15 protein-coding genes, 1 tRNA gene and 1 pseudogene are annotated in these 16,267 nt (G+C 62.7%); 11 read left to right on the top strand and 6 right to left on the bottom strand.

Annotated features, from left to right (window positions below; genetic code table 11):
- Window positions 1-128: 128 nt before the first annotated feature.
- Window positions 129-1,220, top strand: a complete 1,092-nt coding sequence (locus GJ700_RS30565) for a sensor histidine kinase (protein ID WP_195764058.1) — start codon at window positions 129-131, stop codon at window positions 1,218-1,220.
- The gene (locus GJ700_RS30560; protein WP_154381216.1) at window positions 1,217-1,972 is read left to right on the top strand and encodes a LytR/AlgR family response regulator transcription factor; all 756 of its coding nucleotides are present in this window, start codon (window positions 1,217-1,219) and stop codon (window positions 1,970-1,972) included. The genes GJ700_RS30565 and GJ700_RS30560 overlap by 4 nt, the downstream gene beginning before the upstream one ends.
- Window positions 1,973-2,015: 43 nt before the next feature.
- On the opposite strand, the gene GJ700_RS30555 is transcribed toward GJ700_RS30560, so the two are convergent.
- Both GJ700_RS30555 and GJ700_RS30550 read right to left on the bottom strand, forming a co-directional pair.
- Complete coding sequence (locus GJ700_RS30555) at window positions 2,016-2,603, bottom strand: YdeI/OmpD-associated family protein (protein WP_154381214.1); 588 nt, start codon at window positions 2,601-2,603, stop codon at window positions 2,016-2,018.
- A gap of 227 nt (window positions 2,604-2,830) precedes the next feature.
- Window positions 2,831-3,787, bottom strand: a complete 957-nt coding sequence (locus tag GJ700_RS30550) for an alpha/beta fold hydrolase (protein WP_154381212.1) — start codon at window positions 3,785-3,787, stop codon at window positions 2,831-2,833.
- Window positions 3,788-3,910: 123 nt separating this feature from the next.
- Here GJ700_RS30550 and GJ700_RS30545 point away from each other — a divergent pair, with 123 nt between their 5' ends.
- The gene (locus GJ700_RS30545) at window positions 3,911-4,810 is read left to right on the top strand and encodes a LysR family transcriptional regulator (protein WP_154381210.1); all 900 of its coding nucleotides are present in this window, start codon (window positions 3,911-3,913) and stop codon (window positions 4,808-4,810) included.
- Here the strand turns inward: GJ700_RS30545 and GJ700_RS30540 are convergent, their stop codons facing one another.
- Window positions 4,811-5,233 (bottom strand): hypothetical protein, encoded by a 423-nt coding sequence (locus tag GJ700_RS30540; RefSeq protein ID WP_154381208.1) that lies wholly within the window; start codon window positions 5,231-5,233, stop codon window positions 4,811-4,813.
- A 272-nt stretch (window positions 5,234-5,505) separates the two neighbouring features.
- Between GJ700_RS30540 and GJ700_RS30535 the strand changes: the two genes are divergently transcribed.
- The 7 genes from GJ700_RS30535 to GJ700_RS30505 all read left to right on the top strand — a co-directional run bounded on the left by GJ700_RS30535 (window position 5,506) and on the right by GJ700_RS30505 (window position 11,006).
- Window positions 5,506-7,701: a TonB-dependent receptor gene (locus GJ700_RS30535; protein WP_154381206.1), complete on the top strand. Its 2,196-nt coding sequence runs from the start codon at window positions 5,506-5,508 to the stop codon at window positions 7,699-7,701.
- 162 nt (window positions 7,702-7,863) lie between these two features.
- Window positions 7,864-7,939: transfer RNA gene (locus GJ700_RS30530), tRNA-Asn, on the top strand.
- A 90-nt stretch (window positions 7,940-8,029) separates the two neighbouring features.
- Window positions 8,030-8,278, top strand: a complete 249-nt coding sequence (locus GJ700_RS30525) for a hypothetical protein (protein WP_154381204.1) — start codon at window positions 8,030-8,032, stop codon at window positions 8,276-8,278.
- An 80-nt stretch (window positions 8,279-8,358) separates the two neighbouring features.
- A complete protein-coding gene (locus GJ700_RS30520; protein WP_154381202.1) occupies window positions 8,359-8,538 on the top strand; it encodes a ribbon-helix-helix protein in 180 nt (59 codons plus the stop codon).
- A 569-nt stretch (window positions 8,539-9,107) separates the two neighbouring features.
- On the top strand, window positions 9,108-9,821 hold the full coding sequence (locus GJ700_RS30515; RefSeq protein WP_195764057.1) for a fused MFS/spermidine synthase: 714 nt from the start codon (window positions 9,108-9,110) through the stop codon (window positions 9,819-9,821).
- A 113-nt stretch (window positions 9,822-9,934) separates the two neighbouring features.
- Window positions 9,935-10,135: a hypothetical protein gene (locus GJ700_RS30510; RefSeq protein ID WP_154381198.1), complete on the top strand. Its 201-nt coding sequence runs from the start codon at window positions 9,935-9,937 to the stop codon at window positions 10,133-10,135.
- Between the two features lie 172 nt (window positions 10,136-10,307).
- Window positions 10,308-11,006 carry a DUF3334 family protein gene (locus GJ700_RS30505; RefSeq protein ID WP_154381196.1) on the top strand — a complete coding sequence of 233 codons (699 nt, stop codon included), beginning with the start codon at window positions 10,308-10,310 and terminating at the stop codon, window positions 11,004-11,006.
- A gap of 58 nt (window positions 11,007-11,064) precedes the next feature.
- Here the strand turns inward: GJ700_RS30505 and GJ700_RS30500 are convergent, their stop codons facing one another.
- On the bottom strand, window positions 11,065-11,823 hold the full coding sequence (locus GJ700_RS30500) for a substrate-binding periplasmic protein (protein WP_154381194.1): 759 nt from the start codon (window positions 11,821-11,823) through the stop codon (window positions 11,065-11,067).
- Between the two features lie 139 nt (window positions 11,824-11,962).
- Between GJ700_RS30500 and GJ700_RS30495 the strand changes: the two genes are divergently transcribed.
- On the top strand, window positions 11,963-13,969 hold the full coding sequence (locus GJ700_RS30495) for a DUF6351 family protein (protein WP_154381191.1): 2,007 nt from the start codon (window positions 11,963-11,965) through the stop codon (window positions 13,967-13,969).
- Window positions 13,970-13,982: 13 nt separating this feature from the next.
- On the opposite strand, the gene GJ700_RS30490 is transcribed toward GJ700_RS30495, so the two are convergent.
- Window positions 13,983-15,398: a cytochrome P450 gene (locus tag GJ700_RS30490; RefSeq protein WP_154381189.1), complete on the bottom strand. Its 1,416-nt coding sequence runs from the start codon at window positions 15,396-15,398 to the stop codon at window positions 13,983-13,985.
- Window positions 15,399-15,533: 135 nt separating this feature from the next.
- A pseudogene (locus GJ700_RS35085) lies at window positions 15,534-16,267 on the bottom strand (hypothetical protein); the annotation flags it as partial.

The raw sequence follows: 16,267 nt of genomic DNA, 5'->3' as shown, positions 1-16,267 counted from the left end.
TGATGTGGAGAAATAATTATAGCGATTTTCCCGCTGACGGTGCGATGGACGGCAATGTGATGAATGCCGCCAACAAAGGGGTGAATACCAGGCTTAATGGCCGGGTTGCGCTGCTATACTGCGCCGCCATGACGCCTCCTTTTTCCATCCCCGTATGGCTGCGCGCGCTGGTGACCAATTTCGCACTGTGGGCCGTGCTGTGCGCGCTGGCCGGCATCACCACCTATGGCGACGCGCAGCAGCATGGCGACACGCGCAGCTACTGGCAAATGACGTTGGGCTGGTGGCGCGGCTATGTCGTCATGATGGTGCAAAGCTACCTGCTGTACATGGTGTGCCGCCGTTACCCCGTGCTGTTGTCGACGCCGCGCCGCATCGCGGCCAGCTATGCCGTGTATGTCGTGCTGGGCTGGCCCAGCGCCATGCTGGGACTGGGCGCCTGGCGCACCGTCAAGCAGCACAAGGCGCTGACGTTCGAGAACGCGTGGGGCTACGTCGTGTCGATGTACAAGTTCGAATGGTTTGTCGGCTTCGTGTTGTTGACGATGGCCTTTGGCGCCGTGGCGGCGGGGCTGTTGTGGCGGCAGCGGCAGCAACAGGCGCGCGAGCTGGCGCAAACGCGGCTGACACTGGAACGTCAGCGGCTGGCCGCGCTGCGCGGCCAACTGGAACCCCATTTCATGTTCAACACGCTGTCCGCCATCGGCGCACTGGTGCGGGTTGGCGACAAGCCGCTGGCGCTGGATGGCCTGGCGCGCCTGGGCGACTTGCTGCAATACGCGTTGACCACCAGTGAGCGCGACTGGATCACCCTGGAGCAGGAACTGCAATTCGTACAGGATTACCTGGACTTGCAGCGCCTGCGTTTCGGTCCCCGCCTGCAAGTGCGCATCGAAGGGACGCATGCGCTGGATGGCGGCATCGAGTGCCCGCCGATGCTGCTGCAGCCGCTGGTGGAAAACGCGCTGCGGCACGACCTGGAGTGCCATGACGGGGACAGCGATATCGTGCTGTCGTTTGCGCAGGAGGGGGCATGCGTGCTGGCGCGGGTCAGCAATCCGGTCGCCGGGTACGCCGCGCCGAAGGCGGGGCTGGGCATCGGCTTGCGCGGCACGCGGGCCCGGTTGCGCCTTGCTTACGGCGACGCCGCCTCGCTGGAGACGCGGCAAGCGGACGGCCGCTTCGTGGCGGAGCTGCGCATTCCGAGGATGGCGGCATGAGCCGGCCCGTGAACGTGTTGATCGTCGACGACGAAGCCCACGCGCGCACGAATTTGCGGCTGGCGTTGCAGGAGCTGCCCGGCTGGCGCGTGGCGGGCGAGTGCGCCAGTGCATCCGCCGCGCGGTTGCAACTGGCGGCGGGCGGCGTGGATGTGCTGCTGCTCGACGTGCAAATGCCGCAGGAGTCGGGACTGGAACTGGCCCGCGAATTGAGCCGGCAGGATACGCCGCCGCTGGTGGTATTTGTCACCGCGCACCGGGGGCATGCGCTGGATGCGTTTGACGTGCACGCGCTGGATTACATCGTCAAGCCGGTCGACGAGCGCCGCCTGCGGCAGGCGCTGGAACGCGCTTCTGCGCTGCTGGACCAGCGCGCCGCCTATACGCGGGCCTTGCGCAGCTTTGCCGACCCGGCCCCCGGGTATTGGCAGGAACTGGCGGTGCGCTCGGTGGGGCGCATCGAACGGGTCGATGTGGCGGATGTGCTGTGGCTGGACAGCGCGGGCAACTACGTGGAGCTGCACATGGCGCAGCGTTCGCTGCTGCACCGGAGCACGTTGACGGAACTGGAGCGTTATCTCGATCCAGCCGTTTTCCTGCGCATTCACCGCCGCACGCTGGTGCGGCGCAGCCAGATGCAGGCGCTGCGCCAGGGCGGGGAGGGCGGCTATGTGCTGGCGCTGCGCTGCGGGGCGGAACTGGCGGTCAGCGAGCGGTATGCGGCCAGCGTCAAGGCGGCGCTGGCACCGTAGGGCGGATCGGGGGTATCGAGCCGCCATGCGTGCAGGGCTGCGGTCAGTCGTCCAGGCCTTTGCCTTCCATGATTTTTGGGATGCATTTTTCCACGCGCGATTCGCGCGTCTTGGCTTGCTTGGCGCTGGAGAAATGCAGCAGGTAGCCGCGCTGGCGGCCCGGCGTCAGCGCTTCGAACGCGGTTTTCAGTTCCGGCAGCTCGTCGAGCTGGACCTGGAATTCCAGCGGCATGGGGAATTCTTCGGTCTTCTTGAACTCCACTTCCTGGCCGGATCTTTCCACGGCGATGGCGTCTTCCACGTACGCCTTCAGCACATGCTTCATTTCTTCGACCTGCGCCGCGCTGGTGAAGCGGATTTGCCGCCCCGCCTGCACGTTGGCGGTTTGCTGCACGAGGATTGCGTTGAAATCCTTCATCAGCACGCCCTTGAAGAACAGCATGGCGCAGTATTCCTTGAAGCCGTGGATCAGCACGACGTTCTGGCCATCCAGCGTGTAGCAAGGCACGCCCCACTTCAAGTCCTCCGTCAGGCCGCAACCCAATATGATGGTCCGCAGCTTGCGGTAGGCTTGCTGCCATTGGGTGTCTTTGTCAAAAAACCAGTCGACTTTCGGATTCGTTTCTGCCATGGCGTACCTCCCTGTCTGGAGCCTGAGCGGCGTGTTAATCGTGTGGTATTTGTCCCGGCTTCGTTTCTGCTAGTTCCGCAGCTATCCACCTGGTCAGCGCAGTATCATCGGCCATGTTGCCATGATAGGCAAGGTCCGGCACGAACGGCTCGCGCGTCGCTTGCCGGGAAGCGTACAGCGCCGCCGCAACTTGCAGCGCGCCGTTGCCTCCCGGTGGATCGAAGCTGTTATTTGCGCCCAAGCCCGATGCGGTCGGCGAACGCCAGGATGCTGCCGGCAATCGCATCGTTTTCCTCTTCCAGCGCGAAGTGACCGGTATCGAGCAGTTTCACTTCCGCGTTCGGCAAATCCCTGGCGAAGGCTTGCGCGCCCGCCGCCGTGAACAAGGGATCGTTTTTACCCCACACGATCAGCGCGGGCGGTTGCGCCGTGCGGAAGTATTGCTGCCATGCGCCGTATTGCGCCACGTTGCTGTGGTAATCGACCAGCAAGCCTTTTTGCACGGCCTTGGCCGACGGCTGGCGCAGCACGGCGCTGTCCTGCGTCCACGTGCTGGCATCCAGTTGTTCCGGCTGGCGCGTGCCGTGGCGGTACATGAATTTCACGCCGTCCGGACTCAGGATGTGTTCCAGCACCACGTCGGTTTCCGCATTGATGCCCACTTTCAGCGTGCGGATGTTCGATGCGATTTTGTCCGACAAGCCTTCGTCATACGCATTGGCGTTCTGGATCACCAGCGCGCTGACTTGCTCCGGGTGGCGCGCCGCGATGCGGAAGCCGACCGGGCCGCCGAAATCCTGCACGTACAGCGTGTAGCGCTGCACGCCTTTTTTCGCCAGGAAGTGTTCCATCACCACGCTCAACTGTTCGAAGGTGGGCGTGTAGCCTTGCGGCGCCACGCTGTCGCCGCTGCCAGGATAGTCGGGGGCGATCACGTGGAAACGCTGCGCCAGTTGCGGGATCAGGTTGCGGTACATGTACGACGACGACGGGAAGCCGTGCAGCAGCACGATGGCGGGCAGCGACGGGTCGCCCGCTTCGCGGTACGCGATCGGCAGGCCGTCGACGTCGATGACGTGCTGGCCGATGGTTGGCGCTGCATTGCCTGCGCTGGCGGCATGGGCCGGGAAGGCCTGCAGGGCGGTTGCGGTGGCGATGGCGGCGGTCAGGTGGGCGATGTTCATGATGGGCTCCTTGTCAGGTGATCGGGTGATCGAGTTGTCTGCTGCGATGGAGACAGAATAGGCCCAACGATTATGTTTGATAAGATAGCTAATTCTTTATTCACTGTGCGTCAGGAGCTGACAATGGAACCCTTGGCCGATTTCAACCTGAACCGCCTGCTGGTGTTCGTCACCGTCGTGGACGCTGGTTCGCTGACGGCTGCCGCCGCGCGGCTGGGGCTGACGAAAACCGTGGTCAGCGCCCATATCCGCAAGCTCGAGCAGGAGACCGGTGCATCGCTGTTGTTGCGCACCACGCGCAGCCTGAGCCTGACCGACGCGGGCGAAGCATTTTATGAAGCCAGCAAGCGGATCGTGCATGACGCGGCGGAAGCGGTGGCGCAGGCGGGGCAGGCCAGTGTGGAACCGCGCGGCATGTTGCGCGTGACGGCGCCCATCGATTACTGCGGTCCCGTCGTCGCGGTGGCGGCGCAGCTGCGGCAGCGCTATCCGGAACTGGACATCGAGCTGCTGTCCGGCGACGGGCTGGCGGATCTCGTCAAAGAGGGAATCGACGTGGCCGTGCGTATCGGCCGTTTGCGCGATTCGTCGCTGCAGGCGGCAAAATTGGCGGAATTCGAAGAGTGGGTGGTGGCCGCGCCGCAGTTGCTGCTGCAACTGCCGCAGCAACCGGGCGAGCTGGAAGGGTTGCCGTTCATCGGCTTGTCCGTGCTGCCCAGACCATGGTCATGGACGTTTACACGCGATGAGGACCAGCACGCGGTCAAATTGCGGCAGGGCTTCGCCTGCAATACCGCGCTGGCCGTGCTGGGCGCCGTGCTGCATGGCGCCGGCTTTTCGATCTTGCCACACCATGCGGTGCAAGCCCACGTGCAGGCCGGCTTGCTGGTGCGGTTGTTGCCGCAATGGCGCTTGCCGGGCGGCGGCGTGCACGCGGTGTTTCCCGCCGCGCGCTACCGCCCGAAAAAGACGCGGGTGTTCGTCGATGCGCTGCGCGTGCAATTGGCGCGTGGCGCCGGCTGATCAAGCTTCGACCAGCAAGTCGTTCAGTATCGTGCGGGACTGCGCCGCCAGCAGTGCGTAGGCGGCCTTCAGGCGCACGTTATCGTCGCGCTGCTTGACGTCGTCCAGCCAGAACGTGTAGCTGAGGACGCCGCCACCGACCTTGACGTCCTGCACCTCAACGGTTTTCACATCCTTGTACAGGTTGACCAGCGCATCGAACGGCGTGGCGTTCGCGGACAGCACGATGTGGATGCGCGGAAAATCGGCGCTGGGGTAGTAGAAATCACCGTTGCGTCCCGCCGCTTCCCAGCCGCGCTGCACCAGCACGCGGGCCACCGATGGCGCTGGTTCGACTGCGGGCACCTGGGGCGCATTGACGACAGCAGGGGGCAGGGCTGCTGGAGGGATGGCGGCATTTGCTCCACCTGGGGCTGCTGGCATGGGGGGCTCCGTATGTGATTTAGCTTGCGCCCAGGATATGACATTAATGTGGAGCAATTGTGGAGCCGCTCCCTGCAATGTTAACATTCCGTTGGTGGAAATTGTAATTGCCCTTGTAATATCGGATAGCTATAATTTGCGCACTTCCCGACCCGGGAATAGCGAAATGTTAAGGCCGCGACAGTCGCGGCCTTTTTTGCTTTCCGGGCCAACAACAATTACAGCGGAAGAGGGAGACGCCTTGTCAACGTACACAACCCCTAAGGAATGTGATGACCAAGATGTCCAATATGCAGAATTTGTCGTTGCTGGCGCTGTCCGCGCTGGCCCCATCGATCGCGCTGGCGCAGGAAGCACAGCCTAAACAGGCCGGCCAGCTGGAAACCGTGACCGTGACGGCGCAGCGCCGCACGGAAAACATCCGCGACGTGCCGGTGTCCGTGTCCGCGATCAAGGATGAAAAACTCGATGTGCTGGTCTCCGGTGGCCAGGATATCCGCGTTCTGGCCGGCAAGGTGCCGAGCCTGAACGTGGAATCGTCGACCGGCCGCGTGTTCCCGCGCTTTTACATCCGCGGTTACGGCAATGCCGACTTCTCGACGTTCGCGTCGCAGCCGGTGTCGCTGATCTATGACGACGTGGTGCAGGAAAACCCGATCCTCAAGGGTTACCCGATGTTCGACCTGGCTGGCGTGGAAGTGCTGCGCGGCCCGCAAGGCACGCTGTTCGGCCGTAATACGCCGGCCGGCGTGGTGAAATTCGAATCGGCGAAACCATCGCTGAAAGGCGTGGAAGGCTATTACAACCTGTCGTACGCGACGCACGCCACCGCCAACGTGGAAGCGGCCGTTAACGTGCCGCTGGCGTCCGAGTGGGCATTGCGCGCATCGGTCTTGCGCCAGCACCGCGACGATTACGTGTCGAACGTGTTCCAGAACCAGCCGGATTCGATGGAGGGTTACAACGAACACGCCGAGCGCGTTCAGGTGCTGTACAAGCCGAATGCCGAGTTCAATGCGCTGTTCAATGTGCACCAGCGTTCCGGCACGGGCAGCTCGCGCCTGTTCCGCGCCAATATCATCAAGAAGGGCACCAACGATTTCGTTGATGGCTTCGATGCGGAAAAGATTTACACCAATGGCCAGAACTACCAGAGCCTGAACACGCGCGGCGCCAATGCCCGCCTGTCGTGGGACCTGGGCGCGGTCAAGCTGTATTCGATCACCGGTTATGAAACCGTGGCGAAGTACTACAGCCGTGGCGACATCGATGGCGGCAATCCGGTCAACGGTCCGGGCACCGTGCCGTTCCAGGTGGAGACGGCCGGCAGCATTCCCGACTTGAAGCAGTATTCGCAGGAATTCCGCGTCGAGTCGAAAACCGCGGGTCCGTTGAGCTGGCAGGCCGGCGTGTATTACTTCGATGAAGACGCCACCGGCAGCTCCGACAACTTCAACGTGGCCGGCGGCCGCACCACGCGCGTCACCAGCAACCAGAAGAACACCGCGTGGGCGGCGTTCGGCTCCGTCAACTACGCTGTCAGCGACGTGCTGACCGTGCGCGGCGGCCTGCGCTATACCAAGGATGAAAAAGAGTTCACCACGCTGGAAACCATCAACACCACGCTGACGGGTCCGAAGTCGGTCGACACCAGCAAGGACAAGTTCAACTGGGACTTGAGCGGCACCTACACGCTGAACAAGGATGTCAGCCTGTATGCCCGCGTGGCGACGGGCTTCCGCGCACCGAGTATCGCGGCCGCTTCGGTCGCGGTGCCGATCACGGTGGCCGATGCGGAAACGCTGGTGTCGTATGAAGCCGGTATCAAGGCGGACTTGCTGAACCGCCGTGCGCGTGCGGCCCTGTCGGTGTACGACTATGACGTGAAAAACCAGCAGTTGACGGTGGTGGGCGGCAATTCCAACGTCACCAAGCTGATCAACGCGGCCAAGACCCGCGGCCGTGGCGTGGAAGGCGAGATCGAAGGTTTCGTTACCAACGACTTCAAGGTATCGCTGTCCGGTTCGTACAACTTCACGGAAATCCGCGACCCGTCGCTGTCCGTCAACAAGTGCGCGCAGTGCACGGTGCTGGACCCGATCAACGCGGCAGGCCGCGTGGTCATCAACGGCAACGCGTTGCCGCAGGCGCCGAAGTGGATCTTCAACGCCAGCGCCCGCTACAACGTGCCGCTGGCCGATGGCAACCTGTTCGTGCTGACGGACTGGTCGTACCGCAGCAAGGTGAACTTCTTCCTGTACGACGCGGTGGAATTCACGGGCAAACCGCTGACCGAAGGCGGCCTGCGCGTGGGCTACAACTGGGCGGGCGGCAAGTATGAAGTGGCAGCGTTCGGCCGCAACATCACCAACACCCAGCGCATCACGGGCGCCATCGACTTCAACAACCTGACCGGCTTCATCAACGAGCCGCGCCAGTGGGGCGTTCAATTCAAGGGCAGTTTCTGATTAAGCTGCTCTAGTCGACATTTCGGTGCCTGGCCCTTTTTTGGCTATTGCCAGCTAAGCTGCTATAGTGAAAAAGGGGCCAGGCCCCTAGACGGAGAAAGCAAGAAACTTGCAACTTCGACTGGACAGGCCGCAACCCGTTGTCTATAATGTGGCCTCTTTTCCCTGATAGCTCAGTCGGTAGAGCGACGGACTGTTAATCCGCAGGTCCCTGGTTCGAGTCCAGGTCGGGGAGCCAGAATGCAGAAGAGTGGCCGTACGAGAAATCGTGCGGCCACTTTTTTTATGCCTACAATACTTCAATCCCCCTTATAGCCGAGCGACGCCCATGGAAAACACCGATCAACGTTACCTGGTTCAGCAGAACAAAATCAGCGACGGCGAAAAGAAGCCGCCGGTCTTCGCCAAGGTCATGCGTAGCAAGGAGGGCGTGTTCGAAGGCGTTTCCTTTATCAAGAATAAGGAAAAGGCGACAGTGATGACGGTTGCGCAAGCGCAGGAAGTGATCGACTGGGCCAGGAAGAAGAAGGCGGCGGCCCACGAATACGAGACCAGGATCATCTGCGTAGGCCAGTAGCATTATGCCCCGTGGCAGGAAAGGTGCGGACAGGATGTGTGTATAATGTTAATCACATTAACATGCAAATTGACGCTGCCATGGAATCCAAGACCGCACGGTTGACGATACTGATCGATCCTGCCAAGAAAAAAGCGTTCGAGGAACTGTGTTCCCTGCAGGACCAGACACCATCGCAAGTGATCCGCCAGATGATCCGCGAATACCTTGAGCGGCACAACGTGGATTACGCGACCAAGGCCAGGATCAGTAGCCGCTGAGCCGGCCTGGGGAATTCACCCGCCCAACATTTCTCATTGACCTGCAGAGAAGCCGGCGCAGCGGCGCCGGCCTGTGGCGTCACACCTCAACATCTCCCTTTATGCCATGTTGGCGTAGCCCGGCACGCTCGTAGCCGCGCCGTGCCGGATGAACTGATGGCCCGGCTATGGCTGCGTTGCATAAAGTTCCAATGAAATGCGCATAACGTGCGCGTTTCATGATGGTTATATGTGAGTGACATTATCATATAATGATCATCATGCGCTACCAACCCATGCCATCCTCGCGTCCGCCTCCGTTTTTTGAATTGCACGTCTCGCGCGGCCTTGCGCGGGCGGCGCAGTTGTATCCGCACGCCATGCCGGCGCCCCGCTGGCGGGTGCGGATGCGTTATTACATCGAATCGATGTTGCTTGCGGAGAATCTTTTGCCGGATAACACTTCTATCGCCATGCTGCTGGAGCGATACATCCAATTTTCGCGGTCTATTGCATCCGGCAAGCCTGTTGTCATCAAGAAGAATTGCACGCAATCGCTGATGTTCGACGCCTTTTCGGTTCAGAGCGAAATGCATGTCGATAACCCCGATGAATTGATATTGGGGTATACGCAATCGATGATGGGGGCGCTGCTGCTCCAGCCCGACCCGCGCCACATCGGCATGATCGGACTGGGCGGTGGTTCGCTGCTCAAGTTTTGCCACCGCCATTTGCCGGAGGCGGCAATCAGCGTGGCGGAAATCGATCCGGAAGTGATCGCCTTGCGTGACCAGTTCCATATTCCCGACGGCAGCGAGCGGCTGGCGGTGCACTGTATCGATGGCGCGGAGTTCGTGCGCCACGCCGACAGGCTGTTCGACTTGCTGATGGTTGATGGCTTCGACCGCGGCGGCCAGCCAGCCCAGTTGTGCAGCCGGGCGTTTTATGCCGACTGTCACCGCTCGCTGGCGCCGGGCGGTGTCATGGTGGTGAACCTGTTGGGCGACAACATGGAGGAGACGCAGGAATATATCGCGCGCATGCGCGCCAGTTTCGGCGCGGCTGTGCTGGCGGTCGACGCGGTCGATTCGCAGAACCGCATTGTATTTGCCTGCAAGGACGGCTTGCCGGCGCTGGACGACACGGCGCTGTGGCGCCGCGTCGACAGCCTGGACATGCTGCATCCGGTTGCACTGGGCGCCGTGGCCCGCGCATTGCAATTTACTTTGAAAATGGTGGCGGGCAGCCGTGGGCTGCCGCTGCAACCCGGCAGGTTCGGCCTGGATGAAGAGCTGGCTGGCTGACCGTCGCGGAGCGGAACATGAAAAATCGCGGCAATCTATTCGCCAACCCCTGATTTGCCGGCTGCCGGACCGAACTTGCTACAATGGTGGGTTACCGCAAGCGAGGCATCAAAATGGCAAAGAAGAAAGAAGAGCTGGATCCTGAAACCCTGGAACTGATCCAGTGGTGTATCGAAGTGGAGGGCTGGCTCGTGAAAGGCGGCGCCACGGTGGAGCAGGCCCAGGAGCACATCGAAGAGCAGGTCGAGTGGTTCACGGACCTGTTCTATGACGGCTTGTCGCCCGAAGAAGCCGCCAAGGAAGCCCTGGCCTGATCACGCCGACCGTCCCGAAATGTTAAAATCTTGCTTTTTAACATTTCCGCTGCGGCATTTCCACGGAATCGGCGATTACTGTGGACGGGACTGGGCCGCTTCAGTATTCTCATGGTATTAACTAAGGGCAAGCAATGCTTGTCACAAGTACCAGACCAAAACAGGGGGCAGCATGGCAGTGGATGTAGACGATAACAACATTGTGTACGGTACAGAAGATTTATTAACGAGTTTGTGCAATTCGGTGACCCGCGTGCTGGGCATCGCCACGCAAAGCAAGGTTCACTATTCCGCCATGGTGCAGCGCATCACCAAGGTCGGCCTGAAACCGGATATCGGCTGCTTCGTGCTGTTCGACGGCGGCTTTACCGGCCTCGTCGTGCTGAATTTCTCGGCCGATACGGCCATGGAAATTTATGAGCGCTACATGCTGCACATGGGCATGCCGAAGTCGGAGCTGGCCAGTTCGCACACGTCCGACGAAGTGTCGAACATCATGGGCGAACTGATGAACCAGATCGTCGGCGACTTCACCGGCAAGGTGCGGCGCGAACTGCAAACCAACATCACGCAAAACCAGCCGAAAATGCTGGTGCTGACCAAGCAGGTGATGTTGAACGTCGACACGCCGCTGGACCGTCCGGAAATGCGCCGCGTGTCGTTCTACACGGAAAAGAACAACGTGTTTTACCTGGAACTGGCGATCGACCGCACGGAATTCATCCGCTTGCACGATTTCGACTCGGCGGAAATCCCGGATCCGGACAAGCTGCTGGATGAGGAGCAGGCTGGCGGCGGTGCGCCGGCAGGCGAATCGCAGCAAATGTCGTCGGACGACAGCGACGAATTGCTGAAATCGCTGGGCATGTAAGGTAAGACGCAAACGAAGCAGGGGGCGCAAGCCCCCTGTTTCATTTCGGCAGTACATTTCAGCGGTACTTCTGCAGCATCTTTTCCAGCGCCCCCGATTGCTGCAGCCGCTCTTGCGCGGCGGACAGCTCTTGCAACGTCACCGCACTGTACTTGGTCCGCGCGCAATACATGGGAAAGCGGCTGACCACGAACGGGGAAATCGCCAGCGCCGCCATGCGCGGATCGCTGCGGCGCAGATACTGGAAATCCAGCATGCGCATTACCGAATAGTCGGTGCGGCCCGCCTGTTGCTTGAGCAGCAGCGCGGTTTCGCCCGGCGCATCTTCCCGTTTTGCTTTGCCGGAGGCAAACAGCGCATCGAGCTTGCGGTAGGTATAGCCGTGCACGCCGCCGATGGTCTTGCCTTCCAGGTCGTGCAGCGATTGCGCCGGCGGGGCGCCGGCGGGGCCGATCACCCGTTCTTCCACTTCCATGAACGGTGCGGGCCAGTCATATTCCGCAATGATGTCCTGCGTCAGCCATTCCGGGCTGACGAAGCAGCGCAAATCCACCTTGTGCCCTTCGACCGCCCAATCCTGGCGCTTGCGGGGCAAGACTAAATGGACCGGGCGGCGGCCCAGTTCCTGCGCCAGCGCATCTTGCCAATCCTTGATCAGCCCGTCGACCAGTTCCGGACCATGGGGGGTGTTGCGCATCAGCCCCATCGGCAACGAGCGGCCGTCGACCACCAGGAAACGCACGGGATCCTGGGCATACGTGGCCGGCCCGCAGGCGCAGGCCGCCAGCACCAATGTGGCTTTCAATATGGTATGCATGATGGATACATGATATGCCACGGAAAGTATCGTCCGATGTGTATGTCAACCGTGTGTGGCTATTTTGTTTGCACTCTTGCGCACTGCGCCGCGATAGGCTTGCATGTACACTTGAGCAACAAATGCACAGGGGAATTGCATGAAGATAAATCGCGTATGGAGTGTATCGGGAGCGCTGGCCATCGGCATCGCATCGGCGCTGCCGGCAGCGGCGGCGGAGCAGCAGCAACCGTTCATTTGCCGCACGCAGGAATCCGGCCTGGGGCAGCCGCTGATCGATAACCAGGATGGCGTCGGCCATCCAGTGCTGGACGCCGCCACCGGCAAGGTGGCCGGTTACAGCCGCCTGTGCCACATTGCGCCGCGCACCGAATACTTTTATTTCAACGGCAGCGCCTTCAAGCCGTTCGATCCCGCCACCGGTTATGCGCAGCCGCCCGCCGACCTGAAAACCATCCCGTATGACGGCGCGCCGGCGCCGTTCGTGATCCGGGTCGAAGGGGGCGTCATCAACCGCTTCATGTACACGGTGGCCATGCTGGCCCCCCGGCCGCCGTCGGCGGAAGCGCCGGGCACGGGCAAATCGACGTCGCTGGCGTGGAACGGCAAGCTGATTTACTGGCTGCGCGGTGGCGTCGGCATCGGCCACCAGCAGGGGCTGGCCATGTGGTTCAACGGCCAGCTGGGTTCATCGGAGCGGGCGTTGATGCCGCATTTGCTGGGGCGTGGCTATGCCGTGGTGACGTCGTCCGGCAATGAAACCGGCGTGCATTACAACATGCGCCTGGCCGAGGAAACCGCGCGCATGACCAAGGCCTATTTTGTCTCCGCCTATGGCCAGCCGTCGTACACGCTGGGCATCGGCGGTTCCGGCGGCGCGGTGCAGCAATACCTGTTCGCGCAAAACGCGCCCGGCCTGCTCGATGGCGGCATCCCGATCTATTCCTATCCGGACATGGTGACGCAAACCATCCCCGTCTCCGATTGCCCGCTGCTGGGACAGTACTTTGCCGATGCGGTGGCCCGTGACCCGCAGTCGCCGTGGGCGAAGTGGAGCAATCAAACCCTGGTGGAGGGTATGAATGCCAGCGATACGGCGCGCAACGCGCTGACGGGCGGCACCGGGTCGACGGAATGCATCAATGGCTGGAAATTCGCGATGCCCACCGTGATCAATCCGAAGTACCGCGATCCCCGTTTCGACAAGGGTGCGAAAGCCTATGGCTATGCGCCAGGCACGCTGGACGCGGTGAAATGGACGCACTGGAACGATTTGGCCGACATTTACGGCACCGACAGCCAGGGCTATGCGCCGATTCCCGTCGATAACGTGGGCGTGCAATACGGGCTGGCGGCGCTGGCGAACGGCAAGCTGGCGCCGGATGAATTCCTGCGTATCAATGCCTGTGTCGGCAGCTGGAAGGAACAGCCGGAATTCGTGCAGTGGGATGACAAGGGCGATCCGTACGACAGCCGCAACATGCGGCGCAGCGCAACGTGCCGAGAACCGGACGGTGCGCCCGCGCCACGCCGGGCCGGCAGCATCGACGCCATGCGCAAGGCCTATACGTCCGGCCACGTGTTTACGGGGGCGCGGCTGGGCATTCCCGTGATCGACTTGCGGCCTTACCTGGAACCGGAGCTGAACATGCACAATGCGCGCCAGTCATTCGCCGTGCGCGCCCGCCTGCGGCAAGCCAATCCCGCCGAGTTGAAAAACCAGGTGGTGTGGTTCACGCAGACCGATCCCGACCTGGTGAAGGCGGTGCTGAAAGGCGTCGACGTGATGGACCGTTATCTCACCGCCAAGGCGCCGCCGCCGGAATTTGCGGACACCTGTTTTGGCGCGCAGGGCGCCGTGCTGGCGTCCGGCCCGGGCGTGTGGGACGGCATCCTCGACGGCAAGGCGCCGGGCGCCTGCACGCGCGCTTATCCGGTCCATGGCAGCCCGCGCATGGTGGCGGGGGACGGCATCCGGGGCGACCTGTTCAAATGCGCGCTGAAGCCGGTATCGGCGGCGCTGGCAGATGGCACCTATGGCGCCGTGACGTTCAGTGCGCAGCAGCAGGCGTGGCTGGCGCGTATCTTCCCGCAAGGCGTGTGCGATTACAGCCAGGGCGACGCGGGACGGCCGCCCGGCTGGTGATCGACGCAGTCCATTAACGTAACTTCAGCCGCACCGGCATCGAGGACGGCCGCATCGTGAAGGCGGATTCCTCCTTGATGAGGTCCGGGTCGCCGGCAAATTCCATCGTGAAGTGGCGCGCCAGCATCGACAGCACGAGGCGCTGCTCGACGCTGGCCAGGTGCCGTCCCGGGCATACGCGGGGGCCGGCGCCGAATTGCAGGAAACCGTGCGCATCGTGCGGCTGCACATGCTGGTGGCCCGCGGCCCAGCGCTCCGGCAGGAACGCCTCCGGCTGGCCATAGCGCTGCGCATCTTCCATCGACGGGCGCAGCACGAAGAACAGCGGCATACCGGCCGGCAGCGCCACGCCGCCCAGCACCACGTCCTTGACCGGTTCGAAGAACATCAGTGGAACGATGGGTTTCAAACGCATGGCTTCGTGGGCCACGCCATCGAAATAATCGAGCTTGCGCACGTCTTCGAACGTCGGGCAAAGGGGGGCATCGCCGAACGCCTGCAGCGCCGCGTCGTGCATACGTTCCTGCACGTGCGGATGCCGGCACAGGCAATACATGGCCCAGGCCAGCGAAAACGCCGTGGTGTCTTCACCGGCCATCAGCACCGTGAAGGTGTTGGCAAAGATGACGTCGTCCGCCATCGGCGAACCGGTTTCCTCGCCGGCCGCCAGCATGGCTTCCAGCAGGTTTTGCGGCGCTTCGCCCGGATGCTCGGCGCGGCGCTGGCGCGCGCGCGTGATCAGGCCGGATGCGTAATGCTGCACTTCGCGCAATGCATGGTCGAACTGGCGGTCGCGCGGCAGCTTGAAATAGCGCCACCATGGGAACGGCGCGTTCACGCGCGACAGGATCATCGGGAAAATATGCGCCATGTGGTCCTGGATCGCGCCGCCCGCCTGTTCCAGCGTGTTCGGGTCGACACCGAACGCCAGCGTGGTGGTGGTGTCGACCGTGTAGCGCGTCAGGTCGCGGCACATGTCGACGGTTTCGCCGTGGCGCGCGGCGCGCAGCCATTGCTCCAGCAGGCGTTGCGTGATGGCCTGCATGGACGGGAAGAAGGCGCGGAAATGGTTGGCGCCCAGCGCATGCATGATGATTTTGCGCTGTGGCAGCCAGGCATCGCCTTCCGATGAAAACACGCCGTTGGCGCCCATTTCCGACAGCACCGATTCGATCGGCGAAAAGCGCCGGTAGCGGTCGGGCCGCTCGTGCAGCACGGTCTGCAGCAGGTTCATGTCCGAACTGACGAACACTTGCTTCGGTCCCAGCCTGATCGTGAGGGCGGGGCCGTATTGCCTGACCCATTCCTCCAGGATCAGGTGGATGCGTACCGGGTCCAGTTGCAGGGCGTTGCCCAGCAGCGGGATGCCTTTGGGGCCGGGCAACTCCGCCAGGGTGCGGATGCCGGGTTCGATGGTGTCTGGCGGCATGAAAACCTCCCAAGTCCCTTGCACCATGCTTGCCGGCTGGCGCCGCATGGGCACGTCCTCTGGATTATAGTCACGCGGCAGGCATTGCGTGGCACTGTACGCTTCAGTGCGCTGCCGCGCGCCACCATGCGCCGGCTAATCCAGCTCGTAGGCGCTCAGCTGCATGCGCCCGCTGTTGCCGGGGGCGGGCGACTCCACCATCAGCATGCGGTTGGCGGGCGACCAGGCGGCATCCGTGGCTTTTTCCACCGGGATGCGGGCCAGGCGGCGGCGCTGCGCGGCGTCGTACACGGACACCGCATCGGCTTCCATGTAGGCGCCCACCGCGCCGCCCAGTCCTTGTACCGTGCCCGGCTTGCGCAGTGGCGCATCGCCCGGCTGGGCTTCCAGCCCGGACCACATGACGGTGCCGAGCCCTGTGCGGGTGGCGCGCACGCTGTCGAAATAGCCGGGCAGCCAGCGGTAGCCGCTTTTCGGCGCCAGGGCCAGCGCGGCCGCTTCCGGCGCGAAGACCGAGCCGCCATCCTGCTCGGCGGCAAACACGGGGCGGCCGTTGGCCACCTTGCCCTGCACCTGGCGTAGCGGCTTGCCGTCCGCAGAATACACGATGGCCACCGCGCTGCCCATGCCGCCGCGCTGGATCGGCGTGGTGGCGGTCGGGCCTTTCGGCATGGTCGGCGCCGCGACCGGGGCCGGGCCGGGCGCGTCCGGCGTTGCCACGGGGACGGATGCCTGCGCCGCGGCCTGTGCCGCCTGCGCCTGTTGCGCCGGCTGCGTACCCTGGACAGCCTGGGCCGCCTGCGACGCCAATGCGGCCAGCGCCGCTTGCGCGCTCTGGGCCGCCTGTGCCGCCGCCGATGCGGCAGGGG

The sequence above is a fragment of the Pseudoduganella rivuli genome, assembly GCF_009674485.1.
Taxonomy (GTDB): Bacteria; Pseudomonadota; Gammaproteobacteria; order Burkholderiales; family Burkholderiaceae_D; genus Rugamonas; species Rugamonas rivuli_B.
The sequence above is the reverse complement of the archived record's forward strand: the minus strand, read 5'-3'. Positions and strand labels throughout refer to the sequence as shown.